The sequence below is a fragment of the Virgibacillus salexigens genome, assembly GCF_000723585.1.
Taxonomy (GTDB): Bacteria; Bacillota; Bacilli; order Bacillales; family Amphibacillaceae; genus Virgibacillus; species Virgibacillus salexigens.
Genome location: NZ_CCDP010000001.1, coordinates 2,407,134 through 2,421,125, shown reverse-complemented (window position 1 = coordinate 2,421,125; position 13,992 = coordinate 2,407,134). Strand labels below are relative to the sequence as shown.

The 13,992-nt window shown below is 36.9% G+C and carries 18 protein-coding genes; all 18 read left to right on the top strand.

Features of this window, described 5'->3' with window-relative positions; translation table 11 throughout:
- Positions 1–22 precede the first annotated feature (22 nt).
- The 18 genes from codY (at position 23) to fliY (ending at position 13,986) form a co-directional block, all read left to right on the top strand.
- Entirely contained in the window at positions 23–802 is a 780-nt protein-coding gene (codY, locus tag BN990_RS11625) for a GTP-sensing pleiotropic transcriptional regulator CodY (protein ID WP_021291584.1), read from the top strand.
- Between the two features lie 405 nt (positions 803–1,207).
- The gene (flgB, locus tag BN990_RS11620) at positions 1,208–1,603 is read left to right on the top strand and encodes a flagellar basal body rod protein FlgB (protein WP_021291583.1); all 396 of its coding nucleotides are present in this window, start codon (positions 1,208–1,210) and stop codon (positions 1,601–1,603) included.
- 1 nt (position 1,604) lies between these two features.
- Positions 1,605–2,054 carry a flagellar basal body rod protein FlgC gene (flgC, locus tag BN990_RS11615; RefSeq protein WP_038244326.1) on the top strand — a complete coding sequence of 150 codons (450 nt, stop codon included), beginning with the start codon at positions 1,605–1,607 and terminating at the stop codon, positions 2,052–2,054.
- 18 nt (positions 2,055–2,072) lie between these two features.
- Positions 2,073–2,378 carry a flagellar hook-basal body complex protein FliE gene (fliE, locus tag BN990_RS11610; RefSeq protein ID WP_038244324.1) on the top strand — a complete coding sequence of 102 codons (306 nt, stop codon included), beginning with the start codon at positions 2,073–2,075 and terminating at the stop codon, positions 2,376–2,378.
- 56 nt (positions 2,379–2,434) lie between these two features.
- Positions 2,435–4,024, top strand: coding sequence for a flagellar basal-body MS-ring/collar protein FliF (gene fliF / locus BN990_RS11605; RefSeq protein ID WP_038244321.1), 1,590 nt, complete (start codon positions 2,435–2,437; stop codon positions 4,022–4,024).
- A 12-nt stretch (positions 4,025–4,036) separates the two neighbouring features.
- A complete protein-coding gene (gene fliG, locus BN990_RS11600) occupies positions 4,037–5,050 on the top strand; it encodes a flagellar motor switch protein FliG (protein WP_021291579.1) in 1,014 nt (337 codons plus the stop codon).
- Positions 5,043–5,789: a flagellar assembly protein FliH gene (gene fliH, locus BN990_RS11595; RefSeq protein ID WP_038244318.1), complete on the top strand. Its 747-nt coding sequence runs from the start codon at positions 5,043–5,045 to the stop codon at positions 5,787–5,789. Before fliG ends, fliH begins: the two co-directional genes overlap by 8 nt.
- Complete coding sequence (gene fliI / locus BN990_RS11590; RefSeq protein ID WP_021291577.1) at positions 5,786–7,099, top strand: flagellar protein export ATPase FliI; 1,314 nt, start codon at positions 5,786–5,788, stop codon at positions 7,097–7,099. The genes fliH and fliI overlap by 4 nt, the downstream gene beginning before the upstream one ends.
- 6 nt (positions 7,100–7,105) lie before the next feature.
- Positions 7,106–7,552 carry a flagellar export protein FliJ gene (gene fliJ, locus BN990_RS11585; protein ID WP_021291576.1) on the top strand — a complete coding sequence of 149 codons (447 nt, stop codon included), beginning with the start codon at positions 7,106–7,108 and terminating at the stop codon, positions 7,550–7,552.
- Between the two features lie 5 nt (positions 7,553–7,557).
- Positions 7,558–8,151: a MotE family protein gene (locus tag BN990_RS11580; RefSeq protein WP_021291575.1), complete on the top strand. Its 594-nt coding sequence runs from the start codon at positions 7,558–7,560 to the stop codon at positions 8,149–8,151.
- 30 nt (positions 8,152–8,181) lie between these two features.
- Positions 8,182–9,417: a flagellar hook-length control protein FliK gene (locus tag BN990_RS11575; protein ID WP_038244304.1), complete on the top strand. Its 1,236-nt coding sequence runs from the start codon at positions 8,182–8,184 to the stop codon at positions 9,415–9,417.
- 12 nt (positions 9,418–9,429) lie between these two features.
- Positions 9,430–9,906, top strand: coding sequence for a flagellar hook assembly protein FlgD (gene flgD, locus BN990_RS11570; protein ID WP_038244301.1), 477 nt, complete (start codon positions 9,430–9,432; stop codon positions 9,904–9,906).
- Positions 9,899–10,285, top strand: a complete 387-nt coding sequence (locus BN990_RS11565) for a TIGR02530 family flagellar biosynthesis protein (RefSeq protein ID WP_021291572.1) — start codon at positions 9,899–9,901, stop codon at positions 10,283–10,285. Before flgD ends, BN990_RS11565 begins: the two co-directional genes overlap by 8 nt.
- 81 nt (positions 10,286–10,366) lie before the next feature.
- Positions 10,367–11,158 carry a flagellar basal body rod protein FlgG gene (flgG, locus tag BN990_RS11560; RefSeq protein ID WP_021291571.1) on the top strand — a complete coding sequence of 264 codons (792 nt, stop codon included), beginning with the start codon at positions 10,367–10,369 and terminating at the stop codon, positions 11,156–11,158.
- Between the two features lie 43 nt (positions 11,159–11,201).
- Positions 11,202–11,420, top strand: coding sequence for a flagellar FlbD family protein (locus BN990_RS11555; RefSeq protein WP_021291570.1), 219 nt, complete (start codon positions 11,202–11,204; stop codon positions 11,418–11,420).
- The gene (gene fliL / locus BN990_RS11550; RefSeq protein ID WP_038245219.1) at positions 11,413–11,832 is read left to right on the top strand and encodes a flagellar basal body-associated protein FliL; all 420 of its coding nucleotides are present in this window, start codon (positions 11,413–11,415) and stop codon (positions 11,830–11,832) included. Before BN990_RS11555 ends, fliL begins: the two co-directional genes overlap by 8 nt.
- 38 nt (positions 11,833–11,870) lie before the next feature.
- Positions 11,871–12,869, top strand: coding sequence for a flagellar motor switch protein FliM (fliM, locus tag BN990_RS11545; protein WP_021291568.1), 999 nt, complete (start codon positions 11,871–11,873; stop codon positions 12,867–12,869).
- Positions 12,862–13,986, top strand: coding sequence for a flagellar motor switch phosphatase FliY (fliY, locus tag BN990_RS11540; RefSeq protein WP_021291567.1), 1,125 nt, complete (start codon positions 12,862–12,864; stop codon positions 13,984–13,986). Before fliM ends, fliY begins: the two co-directional genes overlap by 8 nt.
- Positions 13,987–13,992 lie beyond the last annotated feature (6 nt).

Genomic DNA, 13,992 nt, shown 5'->3' with positions numbered 1-13,992 from the left:
AAAGATCGAATGGAGGATCCTTATGGAACTATTAAATCGTGCAAGAAAAATTAATGCTATGTTGCAAAAATCTACCGGAAAGTCAGTTGATTTTAATGACATGTCTGCTTCGCTAAGGGAAGTAATTAAGGGGAATGTTTATATTCTTAGCAGACGCGGTAAACTATTAGGGTTTGCAATTAATCAAGAGATCGAAAATGAGCGAATGAAATCAATGCTAGAAGACCGTCAGTTCCCTCAAGAATATACAGAAGGATTATACAATATTCATGAGACGACAGCGAACCTTGATATTGACAGTCCTCAAACTGTATTCCCTGTAGAAAACCGTGAGTTATTTAAATCTGGTTTAACGACGATTGTTCCAATAATCGGTGGCGGGGAAAGATTAGGCACACTAGTGCTTGGACGTCTCACAGAAAGTTTCAGTGAAGATGATTTACTACTAGCAGAATATGGTGCAACGGTAGTTGGTATGGAAATTCTTCATGAAAAGACGGAAGAAATTGAAATGGAAGCTAGAAGCAAAGCTGTTGTACAAATGGCAATTAGCTCCTTGTCATACAGTGAACTAGAAGCAATTGACCATATTTTTGAAGAATTGAATGGCAATGAAGGATTACTAGTGGCAAGTAAAATCGCTGATCGTGTTGGTATCACAAGATCAGTTATCGTAAATGCATTAAGAAAACTGGAAAGCGCAGGAGTAATTGAGTCTCGTTCTTTAGGTATGAAAGGTACGTACATTAAAGTACTTAACAACAATTTCCTAGTAGAATTAGAAAAATTACGTTCAAGATAAGTTGTAAAATTACATTTAATTTTAGCCAGAGCATAGAATGCTCTGGCTTTTTTGTCGTTCATAATTTTAGTGTCGAATTTATGAATATTTCAGGACTTTTTATATAAGGGATTTCTGTTACATATGAACTAGCAAACAAAAAGAAAATCAATTTTTCTTTCGTTTTTAACATAAAAAAGGCAATTTCACTTACACTTTAAAAGTGAATATTTAATGATTAGTAAAAAAAGGTAGATAAATAGTAAATATTACCTATTATAAATTAACCATATTTTGTTCTTTCTGAGGAAAATGTCGAAAAGTAATAGACTTTGTTAAATATATGACTTAAACTGTTCGTAGATAATTGATTTTTTTTGGCTGTTGTTAACAATTTGAAACAGGTACATTTTGGGAGGTTATGTTATGAGTTTATTTAGTGGAACAATACATACACTAGAAAATTCGTTAAATTACGCTACAGCAAAGAATCGAGTGATTGCACAGAATCTTGCAAACATCGATACGCCTAATTACAAAGCAAAAGATGTAGCATTCAAGAAAGTTTTGTCGGATGCATTAGATTCACCATTGCAAGCAAGACAAACAAATTCAAAGCACATACCGTTTAACCAAGAATCTACTAGCGTATACCAAACAGTTACTAATTCTGCTACATCTTATAACCATAATGGCAATAGCGTTGATGTAGATAAAGAAATGTCGGAGCTTGCTGAGAATCAAATTTATTACCAGGCGTTAACCGATCGGATTAATGGGAAATTTAATAGTTTACAAACAGCGTTAAGAGGAGGAAGCTAAGATGTCCATATTCCACGCACTCGAATCTAGTGCAAGCGCACTAACTGCTCAAAGACTACGAATGGATGTCATTTCCTCGAATATTGCTAATGCTCAATCTACGAGAGCAACGGTAAATGAAAATGGGGATTATGAACCATATCGAAGAAAAATGGTTACAATGCAGTCTGAATCAGCCAACTTTAAGTCTTTGTTAAACCGTGCGAAGAATTCTGGACAGCCAGGAGGAGTAAAGGTAACAGATATAACGGAAGACGAGACGCCGTTTAAATTCGTTTATAATCCTTCACATCCAGATGCGAACGAGAATGGATACGTTCAATTACCAAATGTCGAGCCTTTAAAAGAAATGGTAGATTTAATGAGTGCCACAAGATCGTATGAAGCGAATATTACGGCATTAAATGCGAGTAAATCAATGTTAATGAAGGCGTTGGAAATAGGAAAATAATCGAAAGGAGTATTCGTAATGATTCAGTCTATTAATAATCAAATACCGCAGCAAGCAGTACATAATAATGGGTTAGAAGCTCAGGCAACGGTGGGAGAAGCACAAGCTAATTTTGCGTCTATGTTGAAAACGGCCATTGATGGAGTGAACCAAACACAAGTCGCCTCTGACCAGCAAACAAAAGCTTTAGCTAATGGCAGTGTAGACGATTTACATAATGTGATGATAGCAGCACAAAAATCTAGTATAACATTAGAAGCGACCGTACAAATCCAGAAGAAGGTAGTAGATGCCTATAAAGAAATGATGAGCATGCAAGTTTAGTTGTTCACAAACAGTCAGAAAGGGTATTTACACTTAGCACGTTAGTGGGGGAAGTCATGAACGAGAAAATAAAAAAATTCAAAAACACTACTACGGCTTTCTGGACCGATCGTACCAAAAGTCAGAAGCGGATTTTTATAGGAACTATGATCATTATTGTACTACTTATTACGGCAATTTTATTATTTGCCTTTCATTCTAAGTTCGTACCGTTATACAACAACTTATCCGTTCAAGAAGCAGGGCAGATTAAAGCGGAATTAGATACACGAGGTGTTCCTTATGAATTACAAGAGAATGGAACAACAATACTGGTTCCTGATGAACAAGTAGATAGCTTGCTAGTTGATTTAGCAGGTCAAGGGATCCCTAATAGCGGCAATATTGATTATTCATTCTTTAGTGAGAATGCTTCATGGGGTGTTACCGAGAATGAATTTAATGTGATGAAGCTGGATGCAATGCAAACAGAATTAGCAAATTTAATGAAGGGAATTGACGGTATAAATGATGCTCAAGTGATGATCAATATGCCAGAGGAAGCGGTTTTTGTTAATGATACACAACAAAATGCAAGTGCTTCGATTGTATTGAATACAAAGCCTGGTTATCAATTTCAAGAAGGGCAAATTAATGGTTTGTATCATATGGTATCCAAAGCAGTACCAAATTTACCAATAGAAAATATAGCGATAACAAATCAATATTTTGAGAGTTTTGAACCTGGTAACACGACTGGAAATGTACAAGACACTTATACATATCAACAGCAGGTTAAGCAAGATATTGAGCAGGATATTCAAAAACGTCTACAACAAATGTTAGGTGCCATGGTGGGACTAGAAAATGTGATCGTGTCGGTTACTTCTGATATTGATTTTACGCAAGAGAATCGTACAGAAGAAATTGTCGATCCTGTAGATTTAGAAAATATGGAAGGTCTTCCTGTAAGTATTGAAACCATCCAAGAAACATATACAGGTGACGGTGCGGCTGCAGCTGGAAACGTTGGTACAAGCGATCAAGACACAGCAGGATATCAAGGTACAGACGAAGAGGATAATGGCGAGTATGAGATGGTGAAAGAGACGATCAACAATGAGTTCAATCGAATTCGAAAGAATATTGTTGAGAGTCCATACAAAGTAAGAGACTTAGGAATACAAGTGGCTGTGAACGCTGTGAAAAATGAGAATGGCAGTGAAGTAGAGTACTTAACACAACAAGAGGAAGCGACGGTGGAAGAAGGAATGAATTCCATTATGAATTCCATTATTACTACTTCTATCGATAGAGAATATGTAGAAAATATAGAACCTGAAGAGAAAGTATCGATTGTTTTTCAAGAATTCACAGGTAAGCAAACGGCATCATCAGCTACAACACCAGTTATTCCTGCGTGGGTTTATATCGTAGGAGGAATTGTACTTCTAGCAATCATTATTCTTGTGATTAAATTACTTCGCAACAGAAAAGCAGAAGAGGTTGAGGAAGAAATTGACAGCGAGGAACCAATTAATGTTCCAAATATACCAGAAAAAGAAGAATCTGAGTCAATGGTTAGAAAAAGACAATTAGAAAAAGTTGCAAAAGAAAAACCGGAAGATTTTGCGAAACTATTAAGAAGCTGGATCGGAGAAGATTAGGAGGTAGTTGATATGGTAAGACAGAGAGGCGTATTAACAGGAAAACAAAAAGCAGCAATACTTTTAATCTCCCTGGGTCCAGATGTTTCCGCACAAGTCTATAAGTATTTATCAGAGGAGGAAATTGAGAAATTAAGCCTAGAAATTTCCTCCGTAAAGAAAGTAGATAATGAATTAAAAGATGAAGTATTAGACCAATTTCATCAAATTGCTGTAGCACAGGATTACATATCGCAAGGCGGGATAGGTTATGCCAAGACGGTTTTAGAAAAAGCTTTTGGTAAACAGGAAGCTTCTAATATTATTAATCGGCTAACATCTTCCTTGCAAGTGCGTCCATTTGATTTTGCTAGAAAGGCGGATCCTCACCAGGTTTTAAATTTTATTCAAGGTGAGCATCCACAAACCATTGCATTAGTACTTTCTTATTTAGATGCTGAGCAATCCGGGCAAATATTATCTTCATTGCCACAGGAAATGCAAGCGGATATCGCGAAGCGAATTGCTACGATGAGCTCTACATCACCGGAGATTATTTCTCAAGTTGAAGAAGTCTTAGAAAAGAACTTATCTACCTCCCTGACGGAAGATTATACACAAACTGGTGGTATCCAAGCCGTTGTTGAAGTATTGAATGGTGTAGATAGGAGTACGGAAAGAACCATTTTGGATGCATTAGAAATTCAAGATCCGGAGTTAGCTGAGGAAATCAAGAAACGAATGTTCGTGTTTGAAGATATTGTTATATTGGATAACCGAGCCATTCAGCGGGTTATCCGTGAGGTGGAAAATGAAGACTTACGGTTATCATTAAAGGTTGCAAGTGATGAAGTAAAGGATATTGTATTTAAAAATATGTCTCAACGAATGGCGGAAACATTTAAAGAGGAAATGGAATATATGGGGCCAGTACGTCTTCGTGATGTAGAGGAGGCACAAACAAGGATTGTTGGGATTATCCGAAGGTTGGAGGATGTTGGCGAAATTGTAATTGCTAGAGGTGGAGGTGACGATATTATTGTCTAACGATACGAACCAATCAACTAGGCAAATTAAAATCAAGCCGGTCCATTTACTAACAAATCAAACATCAACCACGGATGAATTAGCGAGAATGCAGACAGATGTTAACGAGGAAGTTCATAAAGCCCAAGCACAATTAGAACACATAAAGGTAGAAAGTGAAGAGTTACTGAGGCAAGCTCGGGAACAAATTAATAAAGAAAAAGAATTGTGGCAGCATGAACGTCAGTCCTATATAGAAGAAGCGAAGAAACTAGGATATGAAGAAGGGTTCTCTACTGGTGAAAAGGAGAGTAGAAGCAAGTATCAAACTGATTTAGAGAAAGCAAATCAAATTATTACAGCAGCCAGAAGAGACTACCACTCGTTGATTGATGAAAATGAAGAAGCCATTTTAACACTTGCGATACATACAGCTGAAAAAATAATGAAGCAAATGATTAACCAACATCCCACATCATTCCTTCCTATTATTAAGTCAGCAATCAAAGAGCTAAAAGATCAATCCATTATTTCCATCTACCTTCATCCCAATCAATTTGAATTTGTACTTCAACATAAAGATGAATTGAAATCTATTCTTGAGAATGATGCAAAGCTATCCTTTTATGTGAATGAAGAATTGGATGAGTATGGATGTAAAATAAAACATCCATTCGGACAAATGGATGCAGGTATTGATACACAACTGCAAGAGCTTCGACAAGTGCTATATGAAATTGTGGGTGAAAAGAATCAATGAACGTGTCGACATATTTAGATGCTATTGATATGGCTGACCCATACAAGCGTTATGGGAAAGTTTTACGTGTGGTGGGAATTATGATCGAATCCAAGGGACCAGCTGCTAATGTAGGAGAAGTTTGCTATATTCATCCAGCCAAAAACCGTAATTCCCCAATCATCTCAGAAGTTGTCGGTTTCAATAATGAAAAAATTCTATTAATGCCATACTCTGAAGTTTCAGAAATTGGACCGGGCTGTCTTGTAGAATCTACCAAAAAACCATTAACTGTAAAAATTGGCAGAGGTTTGATTGGAAAGGTAGTTGATTCTTTAGGAAATGCTTTAGATGAAACGCCGTTACCAAAAGGATTGACTCATTATTTGACTGAACAATCTCCGCCAAACCCAATGCTTCGGCCGCCTATTGAGAAGCCGATACAAGTAGGTGTAAAGGCAATTGATTCGTTATTAACGGTTGGAGAAGGCCAACGAATTGGGATCTTTGCTGGAAGCGGCGTTGGTAAGAGTACATTATTAGGGATGATAGCTCGTAATAGCAGCGCCGATATAAATGTCATTGCATTAATTGGGGAAAGAGGTAGGGAAGTAAGGGAATTTATTGAAAAAGACCTCGGAGAACAGGGATTACAAAAATCAATTGTCGTTGTTGCAACATCTGATCAACCAGCGTTAATGCGAATCAAAGGTGCCTATACTGCTACAGCAATCAGTGAGTACTTTCGCGATCAGGGATATCGGGTGAATTTAATGATGGACTCGGTAACAAGGGTTGCTATGGCACAACGAGAGGTAGGGCTGGCTACAGGGGAACCACCAACTACTAAAGGGTATACTCCTTCTGTATTTGCTACATTACCAAAGTTACTAGAACGTACGGGAACTAATGAAAAAGGAACGATAACTGCCTTTTATACCGTATTAGTTGATGGCGATGATATGAATGAACCGATTGCTGATACAGTTAGAGGGATTCTTGATGGTCATTTTGTCATGGACCGTAAATTAGCAGAGCGTGGTCATTACCCGGCAATTAATATCTTAAAATCGATTAGTCGAGTAATGAATCAAGTTATTAATAGCACACATAAACAAACAGCTAATGAAGTACGGTCTCTAATTGCAGCATATGAAGAAAATAGGGAACTGATTCAAATTGGTGCTTACAAACGAGGTACAGATAAGGAAATAGATCGAGCCATTTCTTATTATCCAAAGATACAGTCGTTTCTCAACCAAGATATCTATGACAAAAGTTCGCTATCGGAGTCTATTGAACAAATGATGGATGTACTAAACGGGAGGTAAACATGAATGGCAGAAACCGTGGTTCTAAATAAACTATTACATGTCCGAGAAAGGGAAAAAATCGCTGCTCAAAAAGTATATCAGCAATCGATTGATTTCTTTGAAGCAATTGGAACACAACTATACGAGTTATTAAAAAAGAAAGAAGCAGCAGAGGCGTCTTATGAAGCATCACTTTCGGATATGACAACACTTGAAAAGTTAAGAGAACAGGTTAGATATATTGAAGAATTAAATCATCATATTGTCCGCTTGCAGGAAGAGGTTAATCAAGCAAGAAATAATATGGAGTCAAAACAAGAGCAGTTAACGAATGCGCATATCGAGATGAAGAAGTTTGAGAAACTGATTGAAACGAGAGAAAAGAATGAAATAGAAATACAGCAAAGAAAAGAAAAAGCATCAATGGATGAATTATCGATTTATCAATTCTTAAATCATAAAAATAGGTGAAGTGCATGGTCAAAAAATACGATACGGATAAGAAAAAAATGAATCCTGTTCTTTGGTTTTTATTTGCAATTGTCATTCCGATTACTGTCACAATTACACTTGTATTAATCATATTAAGTGTCGCTGGAATTGATGTAACAGGATGGATGAAGGAAAAAGCGAATGGGATTCCGGTTGTTTCGAATGTAATTGACACAGAAGATGAAGCAACGATACAGCATGAACAAGAACGCATCCAGAACCAATTAGACAAAAAAGATGCAGAAATGAAGCAACTTAAATCAGATCTTAATGATAAAGAAGCTGCGGTCGAACAATTAGAGCAAGAAATTCTTAAACTGGAAAATAGTCAGAAAGAAAATAAAGAATCAGAAACTGCTCAAGGTGAAGAAGAAATAAGTTCTGTTAAAACAATGGCTAATTCGTTTAAAGATATGGATAAAGAGCAAGCTGCATCAATTATTCAAAATTTAGATAATGAGATTGCCTTAGCCATATTAAAAGAAGTATCCAATGAAGTACGTGGAGAAATCCTTGAGGCAATGGATTCCAAGGCAGCTGCTGCATTAACGCAGCAATTTATTCAAAGTGAAAATTAACTTTTGATGAAGGTGAAAGGAGGTGAAGGCATGAACAATGGGGCTGCTCACATATTTCAGCAATTACAATCGTCACCGAAGTTGATGAATCCATCAAAAAACAGTCAATTATCGAATGAAGCGCGGCCATTTCTGTTTCAACAAATTCTAGGTAAACATCATGCTTCTGATGATACGCTAACAAAACAAGCATTTGCTAAGGGCGAAGCACCGCAGCAAGTTATGGGTGAATTACCCTTAATGATAACTGCGAAACAATGGGAGGATATCCAATCAGAAAGTTCTAAACAGGTTAATAAGAATCTGACTTTGGAAATGGAAAGTGCTTCTGAACAAGTCGAATGGATGGGACATGTCAATGGGTCGTCTGAAAAATGGAAGCATATCCAATCAGATAATGTATTTATGCAATTATTTGCTGAGGTGAAGGAAATACTTGGGTCTTTAACAACGATACAAGAAACTTCCAAAGTTGCTCCAAAAGTACTTCAGCTTTTACAGAAATGGACAAATGAAGTAAATAAAAATGGGGCCCACATTTCAAAAGACCAAATACCTTTGCTGTCTAAAACAAACTCCAAAGAAGCAGCTATTTGGCAAAATTTCGTCCAAGCTTTTGCAAAACGAAACCAATTAGTCCAAAAACAGCAATATAATAGCGACGCAAAAGTGACGGTTCAAGATGTGGCAAAGTGGTTATCGAATACGTTAGAACAACAAGGAATGAAGGATACTGTTGGAGGATTAGCTTATTCATCAACGGTTCCTAGTGCGAAAATTGAACAACATGCAATTTATATCAATCCGACTCAACAGAGCTCAAACAGCACGGGAAAACAATTCATGGAACAGTTTCAACATATTATTAAGTCCAGTCGATTTATGGCTATGCCTAATGGTACGAATCAACTCAATATATCGATAAGACCTCAGAACTTAGGGGAAATGATCATCCGTTTAACGCAAGTTGAGGGAGAAATGACGGTTCGAATACTTGTAAGTTCACAAGCAACGAAAGACATGCTTGAATCAAATATGCAGCAATTGCGCCATATGTTTTCTCCACAGCAAGTTGTTGTCGAGAAACAGGACTTCCAGTCGCAACAACCATCACAACATATGCAAAAACAGCCTGATACGAATTCAGAACAATATTCAGATCAAGACCAGCCAAAGGAAAACCTGGAACAGGAACAACAGGAACATCCATTTAATGATGATTTTGATACCCAATTGAAGGAATTACTAATAAACGAACAAGCATAGGAGGTGTAAGAAATGGCGAAAATTGATCCTTCATTATATTTAAACAACCAAGCAACTAGAACTCCTAGTCCCGATCTTGGGAAGGATGAGTTTCTTAAGATATTAATGACTCAATTACAAAACCAGGATCCAACCAATCCAATGGACGATCGTGAGTTTATTTCTCAAATGGCACAGTTTTCTTCGTTGGAACAGATGATGAATATGACGAATTCTATTGACACGCTCGTTCAAAGTCAGCTTGTCTCTCCAGTAATAAAGTACAGCCACATGATTGGTAAACAAATATCTTATCAAGCTTATGATGAGGAAACAGGAGAAAAACTTGATATTGAAACAGGTAAGGTAGTGGCTGTGAGTCAGCAAGATGGATGGGCGATATTAGAACTTGATAATGGAGAAAAAATCTATGCCGATGCTGCACTTGAAGTAAGAGATCCAACCGACTCTGAAAGCAATAATAATCAAGGTGATGAAGCAAATGAGTAATGTGGATCATCGGATTCACCAAATTTCAAAACATGCAATGCAACCTCTTTATAAAACAGATAAACGAACGGAGGGGGCAAGCTTTAAGGATATTCTTGCTTCACAGCAGCAAGAAATCAAAGGGCTGACTATTAGTAAGCATGCAACAGATCGATTACAGGAAAGAAATATTCAAATAACCGAAAAACAGTGGAGAATGATCGAAAACAAGGTAGCTGAAGCGAAGGAAAAAGGGATTACTGATTCTCTTGTTGTGCTGGAACAAGCATCTCTGCTAATTAGTACAAAGAATAATACAGTAGTCACCGCGATGGATCGAAATGATGCAATGAATAGAATCTTTACCAATATAAATGGAACAATCTTAATTGAAGAATAGGCTGGACCCTATTGGGAAGCCAATTAGCTGTTGACTGATGGATACAGTGTAGTTAAAAAATAACGAAAAGGGGTTACGAAGATGTTACGTTCAATGTATTCAGGTATTTCAGGTATGAAAGGATTTCAAACGAAGTTAGATGTGATTGGTAATAACATTGCCAATGTTAATACTTCCGGGTTTAAAAAAGGTAGAGTAACGTTTCAAGACATGATGAGTCAAACTACCGCAGGTGCTCAAGGACCGACAGCTGGTAGAGGAGGAGTAAATCCTTCACAAGTTGGTTTAGGCTCTCAGCTAGGGTCCATTGACAACATACACACACAAGGCTTCCGTCAAACAACAAATAACCCACTCGATCTAGCGTTAGAAGGTGATGGCATGTTCGTATTAGAGGGAAATGGAACGACTTATTATACACGTGCTGGAAATTTCTACTTAGATGATAATGGAGCTATTGTGAATGCAGATGGTTACTACCTTCAAGATATGAACAATGAAGCGATAACTATTCCAGAAGATGCGAAGAGTTTCAGTATCCAATCTGATGGTACCGTTAGTTATATTAATGCAGATGGGGAAAGTCAAGAAGCTGGTCAAATTGCTTTAGCAAATTTTTCGAACCCAGCCGGTCTTGAAAAAGCAGGAAGCAACCTTTTCTTAACGAGTGAAAATGCCGGCTATAATGGCATAACGACACCTGAAACAGAGGGTACTGCTTCGATCGTTAGTGGAGCTCTAGAAATGTCAAATGTTGACTTATCCGAAGAATTCACGGAAATGATTACTGCCCAACGTGGTTTTCAAGCAAATACGAGAATTATTACAACTTCTGATGAAATCCTTCAAGAATTAGTAAATCTAAAACGTTAGTAAGGGGGGAGGGGGTGTTTTAAAAGACACTCCCGCCTATAAGATGATTTCGTTAACACGTTTAAATGGAGAAGTTTTTACATTAAATGCAATTCTAATTGAACAAATTCAGGAATTTCCTGATACTACGATTACGTTAACAAATGGAAAGAAATTGGTTGTTAACAATAAACAAGATGAGGTACTCCAGTTAGTCAAGAATTACTATCAGCAAATCGGACTCGTAGTTACACAGAAGGAGGTCAATGACCAAAGTGAGTAGATTGGTGAAAACGATGATGATTTCAGTAGCTATATTAGCTATTGGCGGAATCGCTGCGTTCATGATCTTTTGGAATATGGATCCGAATAACCACAAAGGGAGTGCAGCATCTATAAAAAAAATAGAAGATTATGCTTATGAGACTCCCGAAATTACAACGGATCTTAATGATGACAGCTTTGTTCGCATTCAATTTCAAGTCATTACAGATAGCAAAGAAGCAAAGGAGGAGTTGGGTAACCGTGATTTTCAATTAAAAAATATACTGATCAAAGAACTAACTACAATGGAAGAGGAAGATTTCAAAACAGGTTTAACAAACTTAGAAGAAAAAGTAAAAACCAAAATTAATGAAGTAATGACGTCAGGGAAGGTCACAGATGTTTATACAATTAATAAAATCTTGCAATAAAATTACGTATTTGAACTCCATAATGGAGGTGAAATCAATTGGCAGATGAAGTTCTTTCTCAAAACGAGATTGATGCACTGTTATCCGCTCTTACATCAGGAGAAATGGACGCCGAAGAATTAAAGAAGGAAGATAAGGAAAGAAAAGTTCGAGTTTATGATTTCAAGCGTGCCTTACGGTTTTCTAAAGACCAAGTTCGAAGTATCTCGCGAATTCATGAGAATTATGCACGTTTACTGACCACTTTCTTATCTGCAAAATTAAGAACATATATTCATATTTCAGTTGCATCCGTTGATCAAATCCCTTATGAGGAATTCATTCGATCTATACCGAAAATGACGATTCTTAATACATATAGCGTTTATCCATTAGAAGGAAGACTAGTAATGGAAGTTAACCCTAATATAGCTTATGCCATGCTTGACCGCACACTTGGAGGAGCAGGAAGTGGTCTAAATAAAGTAGAGAACTTAACAGAAATTGAGACCATTTTAATGTCACAGCTGTTTGAAAAAGCAAGTGAAAAACTGAAAGAAGCCTGGGCATCTATTGTAGAGATTGATCCGGTCCTTGAAGAATTTGAAGTAAATCCGCAGTTTTTACAAATGGTATCTCCAAATGAAACAGTGGTTGTAGTCTCATTAAATACAACGATTGGAGAAGCTACAGGGATGATTAACATATGTATTCCTCATATTGTCTTAGAACCAATTATCTCTAAACTTTCTGTACATTATTGGATGCAAACATCTAGTAAGGACAGAGATGAGGCTGCATACGAGAAATTAACAAAGAATGTTCAGCAAGCAGCCATAGAATTAAAAGCTGTACTTGGTGAAACCGATATTTCGATAGAGGAATTTTTACAGCTAAATAAAGATGATGTGATTCGTTTAAATAATACGATAGAAAGTCCACTTACTTTAGCAGTAAACAACCAACCAAAATTCTTCGTACAACCAGGTACTTATAAAAATAGATTGTCTGTACAGATAATGGAAGAATTTAAAGAGGTGAACGAAGGTCATGAATGATGGAATGCTTTCTCAAGAAGAAATTGATGCACTATTGAAAGTTAGTGCAGAACAAGATAATGAATCTGACAATAAATCCGACACAGTGCAGTATTTAACGAGCATAGAAGAAGATACACTCGGTGAAATTGGAAATATTTCATTTGGTAGCTCTGCAACTACTTTATCAACGTTATTAAATCAAAAAGTTGAAATTACTACACCGAAAGTCTCTGTGATGGAGCAGCAAGAATTAGAAGCTTTTACATTTGAACCAGTTAGTATTCAAGTGAACTATGTGGAAGGCTTCACTGGGAAAAATGTGTTTGTAATTAAAGCCGAGGATGCTGCAGTTATTTCCGATATTATGCTTGGTGGTGATGGTACGAACCCCACAGATGAATTGAACGAAATTCATATTAGTGCGGTACAGGAAGCGATGAATCAAATGATGGGGGCCGCTGCTACGAGTATGTCTACGGTCTTTCAGAAAAAAGTAGATATCTCACCTCCAACCATTCATTTAGAAAATCCTGATAATCAATCGGAAATTGCCTTAGATGGAAACCCATTTGTTAAAGTATCGTTTCAATTAAAGGTTGGTAATTTAATAGATTCGAATATTATGCAACTAATGCCAGTCCAGTTTGCTAAGGAACTTGTTAATCAATTATTACATGAAGAACCAGCGGAGAAAGAATCTTCAGCTGCGTTGGAGCAAGTGGAGGTGCCTATGTTTAATCACGAACAAAGTCAATCACTTACATCCGAACAAAAAGATGAAACGCATGTTTTAGGGAATGCAACAACTTATCAACAATCGATCGAGCAAGCGAATTTTTCTGAATTTGAACCAATCCAATTATCTAATAAAACACAACGTAATCTAGACATGCTGTTAGATATTCCACTAAAAGTTACTGTCGAGTTAGGAAGAACCAAACGTTCTATTAAAGATATTTTAGAATTATCCTCTGGATCAATTATTGAACTAGACAAACTAGCCGGTGAGCCAGTAGATATTTTAGTAAATGAGAAATTAATTGCAACTGGTGAAGTTGTCGTTATTGATGAGAACTTTGGCGTGCGAGTTACGGATATTGCTAGTCCGACAGATCGAATAATGAAATTAAAATAATCAATG

Excerpts from the sequence above, each read along its gene's own strand:
- codY (WP_021291584.1), top strand. The coding sequence starts at position 23 with ATGGAACTATTAAATCGTGCAAGAAAAATTAATGCTATGTTGCAAAAA.
- flgB (WP_021291583.1), top strand. The coding sequence starts at position 1,208 with ATGAGTTTATTTAGTGGAACAATACATACACTAGAAAATTCGTTAAAT.
- flgC (WP_038244326.1), top strand. The coding sequence starts at position 1,605 with ATGTCCATATTCCACGCACTCGAATCTAGTGCAAGCGCACTAACTGCT.
- fliE (WP_038244324.1), top strand. The coding sequence starts at position 2,073 with ATGATTCAGTCTATTAATAATCAAATACCGCAGCAAGCAGTACATAAT.
- fliF (WP_038244321.1), top strand. The coding sequence starts at position 2,435 with ATGAACGAGAAAATAAAAAAATTCAAAAACACTACTACGGCTTTCTGG.
- fliG (WP_021291579.1), top strand. The coding sequence starts at position 4,037 with ATGGTAAGACAGAGAGGCGTATTAACAGGAAAACAAAAAGCAGCAATA.
- fliI (WP_021291577.1), top strand. The coding sequence starts at position 5,786 with ATGAACGTGTCGACATATTTAGATGCTATTGATATGGCTGACCCATAC.
- fliJ (WP_021291576.1), top strand. The coding sequence starts at position 7,106 with ATGGCAGAAACCGTGGTTCTAAATAAACTATTACATGTCCGAGAAAGG.
- BN990_RS11580 (WP_021291575.1), top strand. The coding sequence starts at position 7,558 with ATGGTCAAAAAATACGATACGGATAAGAAAAAAATGAATCCTGTTCTT.
- BN990_RS11575 (WP_038244304.1), top strand. The coding sequence starts at position 8,182 with ATGAACAATGGGGCTGCTCACATATTTCAGCAATTACAATCGTCACCG.
- flgD (WP_038244301.1), top strand. The coding sequence starts at position 9,430 with ATGGCGAAAATTGATCCTTCATTATATTTAAACAACCAAGCAACTAGA.
- BN990_RS11565 (WP_021291572.1), top strand. The coding sequence starts at position 9,899 with ATGAGTAATGTGGATCATCGGATTCACCAAATTTCAAAACATGCAATG.
- flgG (WP_021291571.1), top strand. The coding sequence starts at position 10,367 with ATGTTACGTTCAATGTATTCAGGTATTTCAGGTATGAAAGGATTTCAA.
- BN990_RS11555 (WP_021291570.1), top strand. The coding sequence starts at position 11,202 with ATGATTTCGTTAACACGTTTAAATGGAGAAGTTTTTACATTAAATGCA.
- fliY (WP_021291567.1), top strand. The coding sequence starts at position 12,862 with ATGAATGATGGAATGCTTTCTCAAGAAGAAATTGATGCACTATTGAAA.